This window comes from Niallia sp. Man26, assembly GCF_022049065.2.
Taxonomy (GTDB): domain Bacteria; phylum Bacillota; class Bacilli; order Bacillales; family Cytobacillaceae; genus Niallia.
Window position 1 is genome coordinate 2,815,360 of sequence record NZ_CP095743.1, and the last position, 12,142, is coordinate 2,827,501.

At 40.0% G+C, this 12,142-nt stretch carries 11 protein-coding genes and 1 other annotated feature; of the genes, 2 read left to right on the forward strand and 9 right to left on the reverse strand.

The annotated features are described in order from the left end of the window. Positions 1-66: 66 nt before the first annotated feature. Positions 67-293, reverse strand: a binding site (T-box leader). Between the two features lie 175 nt (positions 294-468). Then, a complete protein-coding gene (locus L8T27_RS14285; protein ID WP_233318357.1) occupies positions 469-660 on the forward strand; it encodes a hypothetical protein in 192 nt (63 codons plus the stop codon). A gap of 11 nt (positions 661-671) precedes the next feature. On the opposite strand, the gene ysxE is transcribed toward L8T27_RS14285, so the two are convergent. From ysxE to hemA, 8 genes are all read right to left on the reverse strand, one after another. Next, on the reverse strand, positions 672-1,718 hold the full coding sequence (gene ysxE / locus L8T27_RS14290; RefSeq protein ID WP_233318356.1) for a spore coat protein YsxE: 1,047 nt from the start codon (positions 1,716-1,718) through the stop codon (positions 672-674). 99 nt (positions 1,719-1,817) lie between these two features. Continuing rightward, positions 1,818-3,179 carry a stage VI sporulation protein D gene (gene spoVID / locus L8T27_RS14295; protein ID WP_237941770.1) on the reverse strand — a complete coding sequence of 454 codons (1,362 nt, stop codon included), beginning with the start codon at positions 3,177-3,179 and terminating at the stop codon, positions 1,818-1,820. Between the two features lie 164 nt (positions 3,180-3,343). After that, positions 3,344-4,630 (reverse strand): glutamate-1-semialdehyde 2,1-aminomutase, encoded by a 1,287-nt coding sequence (hemL, locus tag L8T27_RS14300; RefSeq protein ID WP_233318344.1) that lies wholly within the window; start codon positions 4,628-4,630, stop codon positions 3,344-3,346. A gap of 15 nt (positions 4,631-4,645) precedes the next feature. Next, positions 4,646-5,623, reverse strand: coding sequence for a porphobilinogen synthase (hemB, locus tag L8T27_RS14305; protein WP_233318341.1), 978 nt, complete (start codon positions 5,621-5,623; stop codon positions 4,646-4,648). Positions 5,624-5,635: 12 nt separating this feature from the next. Continuing rightward, positions 5,636-6,394, reverse strand: coding sequence for a uroporphyrinogen-III synthase (locus L8T27_RS14310; protein WP_237942329.1), 759 nt, complete (start codon positions 6,392-6,394; stop codon positions 5,636-5,638). Then, positions 6,387-7,325, reverse strand: coding sequence for a hydroxymethylbilane synthase (gene hemC / locus L8T27_RS14315; RefSeq protein WP_233318339.1), 939 nt, complete (start codon positions 7,323-7,325; stop codon positions 6,387-6,389). Before hemC ends, L8T27_RS14310 begins: the two co-directional genes overlap by 8 nt. Positions 7,326-7,380: 55 nt before the next feature. After that, positions 7,381-8,205: a cytochrome C assembly family protein gene (locus L8T27_RS14320; protein ID WP_233318338.1), complete on the reverse strand. Its 825-nt coding sequence runs from the start codon at positions 8,203-8,205 to the stop codon at positions 7,381-7,383. A gap of 102 nt (positions 8,206-8,307) precedes the next feature. After that, the gene (gene hemA, locus L8T27_RS14325) at positions 8,308-9,648 is read right to left on the reverse strand and encodes a glutamyl-tRNA reductase (protein WP_237941771.1); all 1,341 of its coding nucleotides are present in this window, start codon (positions 9,646-9,648) and stop codon (positions 8,308-8,310) included. Positions 9,649-9,993: 345 nt separating this feature from the next. Here hemA and L8T27_RS14330 point away from each other — a divergent pair, with 345 nt between their 5' ends. After that, positions 9,994-10,479 carry a LiaI-LiaF-like domain-containing protein gene (locus tag L8T27_RS14330; protein WP_233318334.1) on the forward strand — a complete coding sequence of 162 codons (486 nt, stop codon included), beginning with the start codon at positions 9,994-9,996 and terminating at the stop codon, positions 10,477-10,479. Positions 10,480-10,511: 32 nt separating this feature from the next. On the opposite strand, the gene L8T27_RS14335 is transcribed toward L8T27_RS14330, so the two are convergent. Beyond that, a complete protein-coding gene (locus tag L8T27_RS14335) occupies positions 10,512-12,119 on the reverse strand; it encodes a ribonuclease J (RefSeq protein WP_233318418.1) in 1,608 nt (535 codons plus the stop codon). Positions 12,120-12,142 lie beyond the last annotated feature (23 nt).

Sequence of the window (12,142 nt, forward strand, 5' to 3'; positions counted from 1 at the left end):
CATTATCCTCCTTGTGAGAATTTTTTCAATACTTACATTTTGGCAAATAAAAAACTCCCTTCGTCATAAAAGGACGAAGGGAGTTTTTCGCGGTACCACCTTTTTTCCAATATAAAAATATTGGCTCTTTCAAAGATGATATCGGATGCTGTCCGTCTTTCACTAATAAGCTTTCCCGTTCGCAAAAGAAGCTCGAGGGCTACCTTCCAATGTGTTGAATGGAAATCTTTCAGCATGTGATTTCCTCTCTAAAAAACAACTGGCATTGTACTACTCCCTGTCATTGCCTTTTTTATTTATTTATATAGATAATACCGAATAAAAGTTATTTTCGTCAATAAGGATAACCTTATTTTTTAAAATTTATACAAACTGGCCTTAAAAGCACAGCATAGTTAATTTGCAGTACTTAACAGGTTAACCGCGCCATATATTGATAGTAAGGTTAAAAAAGGAGGTTTGTGTTCCTTGAAAAAGAAGTTTAATCCCTACACATATCCACCATGGCTTAAAGGCGTCCGCAATGCATGTGCCCGTTTTATTATACCTTTTTGCATCTTTCAGGCTGTCAGAACAATGCTTTTACCGACAACCTTTGATGTGCTGTTTTTATCTCTTTTAATCGTGCTGGCTTTGTCTATTTATCTGGAAATTATTTAAGACCCAAGATGTTAAGAATCTTGGGTCTCTTTTTGTGCTTCCTGCTGCGCTTTTTTTTCCCGCTCCATTTCGTCAATACGCATGACAATATATTCGGTATTTTTCAGCAGCCAGTATTGCTTCAATAAGCTTTGTGCATATTTGCGCTCATTCTTTTTCTTATCGCTTTTATGGTATTTTTCACATATGCGGATTACAGGTCCAGGATGTGCTAAATAGCTCAAAAAAAGCAGCATCTCATCCGACTTGAGCGGATAATAATTGAAATAAGTATAAATCCATTCTAAGCAATCATTATTCTGCTTCGGAGTGGTTTTCAGAGACCTAGCAATAAACGGAAGCAGGTCATGGCTTGGAGAGCCAAACTTGGCATTTTCAAAGTTAGTGAAATACCCATACCCTTTCTCGTCATATAAAAAATGTTCTGGCGAGATTTTCCCATGAATGATCGATACTCTTGCCTTCTCATCATCCTTTGTCTCTTCATACCATTCCTTCAGCTTCGTTTCCGAATATTTCAGCGCTTGCCTCACATCATGGTAATACATGCAGAACATCCATTGGAACGGTGACATATATTCTGTGTTTTCACACTCTTCAATATAGCCATCCAAAAATTCTTGTTCCTTTTCCAGCTCCAATAGCGTATTTTCATAATGCTCTTCCCGATCTTCCTTTTCAATTTTCACTTCCTTAGAGGATAGGACATGCAGTCTTGCGAGCTCCCTGAACATTTGCTGATGCTTCTTGAAATAATTCTCCCGCTCTTCGTTCGGAAGCCACGGCATTAAATAATAGAGCTTATGCTCATACAAGACTGCATACCTGCCATCGACTGTCGGATAAATCGGCACAATTCTGTTATATCCTTTTTGGTACAATGTCCGAACGTGCCGGATAAAATCAGAGCCTTTATGGGGATCAATCGTTTTTAGTGCAAATGTGCCTTTGCTGGAATAAATTTTCACGATTCTGCCGAACTCCTCCACAAAATGCGGCTCCACTCCGTATGGCTCTAAAATGGGTGTATATTTTTTAATCGTGTTTTTTTCACTCATATGCGCCCACACTTTCTTATTAGGAAAAAGAGATTGACTAACATCTCCTTACATGTTGATTCGGGGCCCGCTTTACCCTTTTATGTGCACCTACAAAACTTACTTTTCAGCAATTTTACCTGGGATATATAAAACTTGCCCTTCTACAACATCCTGATTGACCTCAAGGTGGTTTTCCTTCAGCAGGTTATGAACATTAACATTATAACGTTCACTTAGCTTCTCAATCGTATCTCCCTGCTGAACAATAACTACCTTTACCTTTGTATGTGTTTCTTCTTCCTTACGGGCGAAGAACTCTGTAAAGGTCAATGATTTCTTTTTCGAGAAAATTCCTTTTTTCTTCTTCGGTCCATTATCATTCTCAGAAGAGGACTCTTCAGATTCATCCTTATCGTGTTCTGAGAATTCTGCTGTTGATTCATCAAGCTTTTGCTCAGAAGATTCTGGAACAGGCTTATCGAAAACATCCTCTGCAGGGAATGTCTCTTCTGATCTAAACAAGGAAACCTTTACTTCAGGTTTATGGTCTGCAACAGGTTCAACAACAGCTGCTGGAGGCTCTTCTAATACTTCAGCCTCAGTGAATAAAGGTACATCTGTCGTCGTGTCCTCTTCCCAATCATCGTCCTTTTGCGAAGGTGCTTTGCGGACTTCCAATTCAAACGGCTCATATTCCTCCAGACCAGACTCAGCGGAAATCCGTTCTTCCTCTTCCATCAATGGACTGATTCTTTGAAACGGCTGTACTTCAATTTTAACAGGTTCTAATTCCTCTTCACTGTCCCTAAACACAGGCTCATTCTCAATCTCTTCAGCCCCAAAGTTTACATCTTCTCTGCTAGAGCCTGCAGAAAGCTCGATTTCTTCAGGCTGCTGCCTTTGTTCGTAGCCCCTTGTTAATGCTTCTAGTTCATCCTCTTGATTATTTTCCTGTTGAACAAATATCTGCTCTGCCTCTGTGCTCTCTTCTCTTGCCGGATAATGGGAAGTCCATTCATCCTCCTCAGTTTCCTCTTCTGAGGCTTGCTCTTCATTCGTTAAGCCTGCAATAGATAATTCTGCTGTAAGATTCAGACAGCTTCTTTCTGGGAAGACATAATCAAATGTTTCAATTTCAACTTCAATATCTTCGATGCTGCGAACGCGTGAGAATGGAATCGTAATGTCGACAGGGAAATGATGAAGAAACTCATTAACTCCTTCTTCCCTCTCCAAAACGGAATGAACTAACTTAGGAGCCTTAAATACCTCCTCTTCTTCTGGCTGATTTGTCTGTGTTCGATTGTATTCACCTGTCAATTCTAATGATCCTTGAATGGTAATATACTGATCGTTTTCTTGGATGGTTATATTCGGGTCTAGTGAAATAGACAGCAGATCCTCTACTTCCTGTCCTTTTTGAAACCAGACTGACTCTTCCAACGAAAACCGTAAGATAGACGAATTTTCTTGAGACAAAGCGACTCCTCCCTTCATTCCTTTCACGTATAATCACTATGTCAATTACAATTTATGAACAGAAATGCCCTTTTATGAATATTTCTTTGTATAGAAAGTCTATGAATTTAAAAACAAAAAAATCCAAAGCGCCTGCAATAGCACTTTGGATTTTTATGGATAAATTATTTCAACTTAGAAAAAGCAATTTCTGCTGCTTTTATTGTGTGGTCAATATCTTCCTCGCTTAAAGCAGTTGATAGGAACAAACCTTCAAACTGAGATGGCGGCAGGAATACACCTTGCTCGAGCATTTCATTATAAAATGCAGCAAAGTAATCTAGATTGGAAGTTTTCGCACTTTCATAATCAACTACCTCTTCGTTTGTGAAGAAGAAGCCAATCATAGAACCGGCACGATTAATTGTAAATGGAATCTCGTATTTTTCAGCCGCAGCCTTTAGGCCTGCTTCAAGCTTATCTGCTTTAAGAATGAAATCTTTATAGCTTTCAGGCGTCAATTGGGACAATGTCTCGTAGCCTGCTGTCATTGCCAGCGGATTACCTGATAATGTACCTGCTTGATAAATCGGTCCGCTTGGAGCAACTTGATTCATGATTTCTGCTTTTCCGCCGTACGCGCCAACTGGGAGTCCTCCGCCAATAACCTTGCCAAGGCAAGTAAGATCAGGCGTAATACCGAAATAGCCTTGGGCACAGCCATAGTCTACACGGAAGCCTGTCATAACCTCATCAAAAATCAGCAATGCGCCGTATTGTTCTGTTATTTCACGCAGCCCTTGCAGGAAGCCATCCTTTGGAGGCACTACGCCCATATTACCAGCTACTGGCTCTACGATGATGCCGGCGATGTCATCTCCAAAGGTTTCGAAGGCATACTTAATGCTTTCTAGGTCATTGTAGGCTACTGTAATAGTGTTTGCTGCAACTCCTTCTGGAACGCCTGGGCTGTCTGGCAAGCCTAGTGTTGCAACTCCTGAACCTGCTTTAATTAAAAGAGAGTCGCCATGGCCGTGGTAGCAGCCCTCAAACTTGATGATTTTATTTCGGCCAGTATAGCCTCTAGCCAGCCTGATTGCACTCATTGTCGCCTCAGTTCCTGAGGATACCATGCGGATGATTTCAATGCTTGGCACTCTTTCCTTAACTAGCTTAGCAAGCTCAGTCTCGATTAAAGTTGGTGCTCCAAAGCTTGTCCCCTGCTCTGCAACTTTTTTTATTCCTTCGACTACCTGATCATTGGCATGCCCTAAGATAAGGGGACCCCATGACAGAACATAGTCAATGTATTCATTGCCATCAATATCGTAAATTTTTGAGCCTTTTCCTGAGTTCATAAACACAGGATTCCGCTTCACAGATTTAAAGGCACGAACAGGGCTGTTTACCCCGCCTGGCATTAATTCGACTGCTTCTTTGTATGCTTTCTCTGACTTTTCATATGAACGCATGCTATCCCTCTTTTCTTATTGTTCTTTCAACCAGCGAGCAACATCTTTCGCAAAATAAGTCATAATTAAATCTGCACCTGCACGCTTCATGCTTACCATCATTTCCATCACGATTCTTTCTTCATCTATCCAGCCATTTTGTGCTGCAGCTTTAACCATGCTGTATTCTCCACTTACATTATAAATCACGATTGGCATTTTCAACGTGTTTTTCATATCACGGACAATATCCAAATATGGCATACCAGGCTTAACAATCATGAAATCCGCGCCTTCTTCCACATCTGATTCAGCTTCTCTCAAAGCTTCCATACGGTTAGCAGGATCCATTTGATATGCTTTGCGGTCACCAAATTGCGGAGTGCTGTCAGCTGCTTCTCTGAATGGTCCGTAGAATGCAGATGAATATTTCACTCCGTATGACATGATTGGTGTATCTAAATAACCTGCTTCATCAAGACCTTTGCGAATCGCAGCGACAAAGCCGTCCATCATATTGGAAGGAGCGATAATGTCTGCACCTGCTTCAGCCTGGCTTACAGCTGTTTTCACAAGCAACTCTAATGATTCATCATTCAAGACACGGCCGCTCTCGACAATGCCGCAATGTCCATGACTTGTATATTCACAAAGACAAGTATCCGCGATGATAACAATCTCCGGATAGTTACTCTTAATAAACCGAATTCCTTCTTGCACGATACCGTGATCATGAAATGCCTGTGTTCCGCATTCATCCTTTTCTAACGGTATTCCAAACAAAAGCACTGATTTAATACCAAGGCTTTGCACCTCGTCCATTTCCTCTTTCAAGCGGTCAATCGACAGGTTATAGATACCTGGCATTGATGAGATTTCCCGCTTAATGTTTTCACCCTCAGCAATGAAAATTGGATAAATCAAATCATCTACATGAACATGCGTTTCCCTTACTAATGCTCTCATACTTGCAGATTGACGAAGTCTGCGGTGACGTTTAAATTGTAATGACATGTTTGTTCTCCCCTATTCTGTTAAATATTGAACTAATTGCTCCAGCATGCTGTCTACTGTAAAATTGTCGGGAAAAATGTGAACATTTATTCCATTATCAGCTAGTTTTTTCTTTGTTATCGGACCTATGCATCCGATGATGCAGTCCTTTATATAATCGTAAAGGTTGTATGTATGGACTATATCCATAAAATATTCCACTGTGGATGAACTTGTAAACAAAAGCACATCCAAACTTCGCTTCTTTAAAGCCTCTACTAATAGAGTCTCGCTCTCCTTTGGAAAGTAAGTTTCATAAATGATTGCTTCCTCTGCCGCAATCCCTGCCGCACAGAGGCTTTTGTAAAGAACGTTTCTTGCTAAGCTGCCCTTTATAATAAGAACCTGTTCATTTTTTGCTACTTCCTTTGCGAATTCCTGAGCAAATGTTTCAGCAACAAACGAGGACGGAATAAAAGCAGCCTTATGGCCATATTTGGCTAATGTTTCGGCTGTTTTATCCCCAATTACCGCAATCTTATATAAAGAGTCTTTAAGCTCCATTGTTGAAAAAAAAGCGTTCACTCCATTGCTGCTTGTAAATACTAGCCAATCATAAACGCCTTCTTTAAGCTTTGCTTGCATATTACTAGCTAATGGGAGGCTGCGAAAGGCAAGTAACGGTATCTCGACAGGCGCGCCTCCCAATTGCTTAATTGTTGCAGAAAGTTCAGTAGCTTGTTTTTTCGCGCGGGGAACCAGAATGCTTTTGCCGTGCAGCGGCTTAAGCATCAATAATATTCTCTTCTTTCAGACGATCAATTAATTTCTTTGCTCCGCGCTCTGTAAGAATTTCTGCAGCCTGTTCACCGAGTTCTACAGGGTTTGTACCTGTCAGTACCTCTTTAAACACCGTTTTGCCATCTGGAGAGGTAACAAGGGCTGTCAATGTCAGCTCCTCGTTATTAACCATTGTGGCAAATCCGGCAATCGGAACTTGGCAGCCGCCATCCATTTTGTTTAAGAAGGCTCTTTCAGCATAAACTGTTTTCGTCGTTTCCTCAGATGATAGCTTGCTTAATAATTCGAGCACTTCCTTATCATCTTCTCTGCATTCAATAGATAATGCACCTTGACCTACTGCCGGCAAGCATGTTTCTGGATCAAGAAACTCTGTAACAACATCGCTTGTCCAGCCCATTCTCGCTAACCCTGCAGCTGCAAGAATAATTGCATCATATTCCTCTGTTTCCAGCTTCTTTAATCGTGTATCAATATTTCCACGAATCCATTTGATTTCCAAATCCGGTCTTACAGCTAACAGCTGGGCACCGCGTCTTAAGCTGCTTGTCCCAATAATAGCGCCTTCCTTCAAGTCCTTTAATGGAATATGGCCTTTTGAGATAAGCGCGTCGCGATGGTCCTCTCTTTCTGGAATACAGCCGATTGTAAGTCCCGGTGGCAGTACTGCAGGCATATCTTTCATGCTGTGCACTGCGATGTCAATTTCCTTATCAAGCATCGCTTGCTCAATTTCTTTGACAAACAGTCCTTTTCCGCCAACCTTTGATAACGTAACATCAAGGACGACATCACCTTTTGTAACCATTTCCTTAATTTCAAATTCATATGACGGGTCTAATCTTTTCAGTTGATTAATAACCCATTTCGTTTGTGTTATCGCTAATTTGCTTCGTCTTGAACCGACAATAATTTTTCGCATAAGTATGCCTCCAGCTTCAACTTTTAGCCGCTTTTCGTCGGCTTATGTAGCTTTATCACTTATAGTGAAACGTTGAAAAATTCCCTATTAAAAAGAAGTTAATCAACAATACTAAAAAACATGCAATATTAAAGAAAGCAATTCCTTTTCCTACTAGTTTGTGCGTTACCCTTATATATAAACAGCATCCGTAAATAAATAGGACTAAAAAGGAACCAAGAATTTTCGGATCATACCAGATAAACCCTGGCGCTTGAACACTTGCCCATTGAATTCCCAGTATCAAGGAAATCAGCAATGTAGGCACACTGAACACATTAAACAAATAGGAGAGGTTTTCTAACCTCGATAAGTCGGGAATGCGCCGCAGCCTTTTTCCCCATGCTTTCTTTTTTAAAAGATTATATTGAACACAATACAGTAAAGAAAAAATAAAAGATAATGAAAAGCCCCCGTACGCAAGCAACGCTGCCGTAATATGAATAAAAAGCAGCTCTGAAACAACTTGCTTGGCCATTTCTGTTCCCTCGCTCATCGGCGCAAACGTATGGATGGCCATAATAATAAACCCAAGTACATTTGTAAAAAAGACAATAAAGTCTATTTTCAGCAGCTTGTTAATTAAAAGCGAAAAGGAAACTAAGACCCATGTGTAGAAATACAGTCCTTCCATAATAGTCAGCACCGGAAACCGTTTTGTCTGCATCATGTAAATAAACAGAAACGAAGTCTGCAGGAGCCAAACAACGGAAAGTAACCAGAAAGCTGCTCTATTGGCTTTCTGGTTATTATGCATAAAATCAAAAAAGTATAAGAGCACAGATATTGCATAAAGAATAATCGTTAATTCATGAAGTCTTGTCAAATAAGCATCTGTCATATATGTGTTTCCCCTTTAACAATTAAGGCCTTGTGTAAAGATTGCTTCCATATACTATAATGCCAAAACTCTTATAAACAATCTAGCTTTCAGGTTGATTTTTTAACCTTGAAAGTTTGGCTGTAAAGTAGAAACTGTTTTCTTGTCTTCCTTCACAACTGTTGCTTGAGAATGGACATCCTGCTCTAAATTAAAAATTTTAACGAACAGCTCCATCGCCTTTTCCCGATCATCGGAAGAGGCAAGTTCTTTCGCATGAAGGATTGGATCCTTCAGCATTTGATTAATGATGCTTTTCGTATGTTTATTTAAGACTTTCTTATCACGGTCACTTAAATGAGGCAGCTTTCTTTCAATGCTCTTCATCGTTTCTCCCTGGATTGCCAAAGCTTTATCGCGAAGGGCAGAAATCACTGGAACGATTCCTAATAAATGAAGCCATTCATTAAACTCTACAATTTCTGTTTCAATCATAAGCATGATTTTTGCTGCTTCTTTTTGACGCTCTTGAAGGTTTGCTTCCACAATCCCTTCCAAGTCATCTATATCATATAAAAACACACTATCCAACTCTGCTAGTGCAGGGTCTAAATCACGAGGAACAGCAATATCAACCATAAATAACGGTTTACCTTTGCGAATCTTTTCCACTGTATTCATCATACTTTTCGTAATGACAAACGAGCTTGCACCAGTAGAGCTGATAAGAATGTCAGCATCAATCAATGCACATTGAAGCTCACTCAATGACTTCGCCTGACCTTCAAACCGGTCTGCAAGGCTTTGTGCCTTTTCAAAAGTGCGGTTAATGACCGTCACGTTTTTAGCTCCATTGCTGTACAGGTTCTGAATTGCCAGCTCGCCCATCTTCCCCGCACCTAATATGAGTACATTTTTGTTCTCTAAAGTTCCGAAAATCTTTTTCGCCAATTCTACAGCCGCATAGCTGACAGAAACTGCATTAGCACCGATATCTGTTTCTGTATGAGCCTTTTTCGCAAGCGTAATAGCTTGCTTGAACAACTGGTTAAAGACTGTGCCAGAAGACTGAATGGATTGGGCTTCTAGAAAACTTGCACGCACTTGCCCAAGAATTTGAGTTTCCCCTACCACCATAGAATTTAATCCGCACGCAACTTGAAAAAGATGGTTCATAGCTCCATCCTGTTCGTATACAAATATATATGGACTGAATTCTGACTGGTCAATCTCAAACCATTCAGACAAAAATTCTTTTATATAATAACGACCAGTATGCAATTGGTCGACAACAGCATAAATTTCTGTACGATTGCAAGTAGAAATGATGATATTCTCTAATATGCTTTTTTTCTTTTGCAACTGACTCATTGCTTCCCCTATTTTCGAAGAGTCAAATGTTAACCGTTCTCTAATTTCTACTGGGGCCGTTTTATAATTTAGTCCAACCACAACTATATGCATAAGTAAATGACACCCCCAAAGGATTTCAACCAAAAATCGATTCTTTATTTATAATAATTCTAAACATGTACTTATTATAACAAAAAAACACTAATTATGGGCAAGAAATATGCTTTTAATTGTGAACAAATTGTGAATTGATATGTTAACATATAGTATTATTGGCAAAGTCAGTTTTATACTATGTGTATTTACTAGTAATAGTGTATGCCAAAATCATCTATTAAAACAGCTTTTTTTATTTTTTGCTGTTCAAAAAACAGCCTATCTAATACTATCTACTCAATGTACAGTAACAAAGATATCGGTTGTATTCAAGCTTGTATTACTGGAAACGGAGGAAATATGAAATCTTATAAATTATTTACTGGTGTTGTGCTAGTTGGATTCGGATTATACTTTTTACTAAATGAATTAAATATGTCTCCATTCCCTGACTTTTATTCTTGGCCTACATTGCTAATCATCGTTGGCCTTGCCTTTTTATGTCAAGGCTTTATAGGCAAGGATCATGGCTCTATCTTGCCTGGGGTGATTTTAACAGGGTTTGGCCTTCACTTTCACCTTGTTAATAAACTGGCGATTTGGCCGGATGATACGGGAACATTTTTATTGATTATCGCGTTAGGGTTTATTCTCTTCAATCAAAGAGCAGGTTCGGGCCTGGTAAATGGTGTGCTGTTTCTACTGTTGGCAGGCTTGCTGCTTTTTTACGAAGAAATAGTGGCTTCCATTACGTTCATCCATATCGGTGAAAGTACACTGAAATTCTTTACACCGCTTTTATTCCTGCTTATTGGCGGATATTTTCTGCTTTCGAAACGGAAATAAAGCAAAACAGATAGCTAAAGCTATCTGTTTTTTTATACTTCAATAATGATCGGCAGGATCATCGGTTTTCTTTTCGTTTGATGGAAGATATACTGGCCTGCAGCTTTGCGCACTTCCTGCTTAATGGCACCCCATTGATTTTTACCTCTTGCGTCAATGCTCATGACTGCTTCTTTAATAAGGCGGTTTACCTCCCGAAGGAGATCTTCGGCATCTCGTACGTATACAAAGCCTCTTGAAATAGTATCTGGCTCTGCAATCAGCTTTTTCTCATGCTTGCTCATTGTCAGCACGATTACAAGCATTCCATCCTCAGCAAGCTGCTTGCGGTCCCGAAGTACTACCTCGCCGACATCCCCTACACCAACACCATCAACATAGGTGTTGCCAGCATGGACATTTCTTGTAAATCTTGCTTTTTTATCTTGAATGTCGACAACGTCACCATTGCCGATAATAAAAGTGTTGCCTTCCTCTACACCGACTGATTCAGCAAGGCTACGGTGCTGGTTAAGCATTCTGTATTCACCGTGTATCGGGATGAAATAGTGCGGCCTCATCAATGTCAGCATAAGCTTTAAATCTTCTTGATACCCATGTCCCGAAACATGCATGCCAGACATGCTGCCAGAACCGTAAATTACATTTGCTCCGATTGCAAAGAAGTTGTCCACAATTCGCGAAACATATCTTTCATTTCCTGGAATTGGACCGGCAGCAAAAATAACGGTATCACCGCGAAGCACTTCAACTCCCCGAAAATTTCCAGTCGATAATCTGGCAAGTGCAGCTAATGGTTCTCCCTGACTGCCTGTACAAAGTATCGCGACCTTTTCTGGAGGGAATAGTTCAATCTGGTCCTGGTCGATTAACAGACCTTCTGGAACTTGTAAGTAGCCACGAGTCATCGCAACCTCCACGACATTAAGCATGCTTCTGCCAAGAAGAGCAAGCTTGCGATTTGTATCGATTGCTGCATCCACAACTTGCTGTACCCTGTTAATATTGGAAGCAAATGTTGACAAAATCACTTTTCTTTCTGCTTTTCGGAAGGCTTCAAGAATATGGCTGCCTACTAATTGTTCAGATGGAGACAGGCCAGGCCGTTCAGCATTCGTGCTTTCAGATATAAGCAATAAAACTCCTTCTGAACCGATTTGAGCCATTTTATGTATATCTGAGTGTTCCTTATTCGCAGGGGTTAGATCGAACTTAAAGTCTCCCGTGTGCACAATATTTCCAAGTGGGGTACGAAATACGATGCCTACACAATCAGGAATACTGTGATTCACCTTGAAAAATTCGGCTTTAATTTCGTCAAATGTTAATTGTGAGCTATTAGTAATCTCAATCAATTCTGTATCCCCTGCAAGACCATGTTCCTTAAGCTTTAGTTCAATAAGGCCAAGAGTAAATTTTGTTCCATAAACAGGTACATTTAATTGTTTCAAAAAATAAGGGATGCCGCCAATATGATCCTCATGACCATGTGTGACAATAAGTGCCTTCACTTTCTCCTTATTTTCTACTAAATAACTGATATCAGGGATTATTAAATCGATTCCAAGCAGACTTTCATCAGGAAATTTGTTTCCGCAGTCAATTGCTAAGATTGTGTCCCCATATTCCAATACGTACATGTTTTTTCCAATTTCATTTAAAC

What these genes read in the sequence shown, in the direction of transcription:
- hemC (WP_233318339.1), bottom strand. Translation starts at nt 7,325, where the DNA reads ATGCGAAAAATTATTGTCGGTTCAAGACGAAGCAAATTAGCGATAACA.
- L8T27_RS14335 (WP_233318418.1), bottom strand. Translation starts at nt 12,119, where the DNA reads ATGTACGTATTGGAATATGGGGACACAATCTTAGCAATTGACTGCGGA.
- L8T27_RS14330 (WP_233318334.1), top strand. Translation starts at nt 9,994, where the DNA reads ATGAAATCTTATAAATTATTTACTGGTGTTGTGCTAGTTGGATTCGGA.
- hemA (WP_237941771.1), bottom strand. Translation starts at nt 9,648, where the DNA reads ATGCATATAGTTGTGGTTGGACTAAATTATAAAACGGCCCCAGTAGAA.
- ysxE (WP_233318356.1), bottom strand. Translation starts at nt 1,718, where the DNA reads ATGAGTGAAAAAAACACGATTAAAAAATATACACCCATTTTAGAGCCA.
- L8T27_RS14320 (WP_233318338.1), bottom strand. Translation starts at nt 8,205, where the DNA reads ATGACAGATGCTTATTTGACAAGACTTCATGAATTAACGATTATTCTT.
- hemL (WP_233318344.1), bottom strand. Translation starts at nt 4,630, where the DNA reads ATGCGTTCATATGAAAAGTCAGAGAAAGCATACAAAGAAGCAGTCGAA.
- hemB (WP_233318341.1), bottom strand. Translation starts at nt 5,623, where the DNA reads ATGTCATTACAATTTAAACGTCACCGCAGACTTCGTCAATCTGCAAGT.
- L8T27_RS14310 (WP_237942329.1), bottom strand. Translation starts at nt 6,394, where the DNA reads ATGCTTAAGCCGCTGCACGGCAAAAGCATTCTGGTTCCCCGCGCGAAA.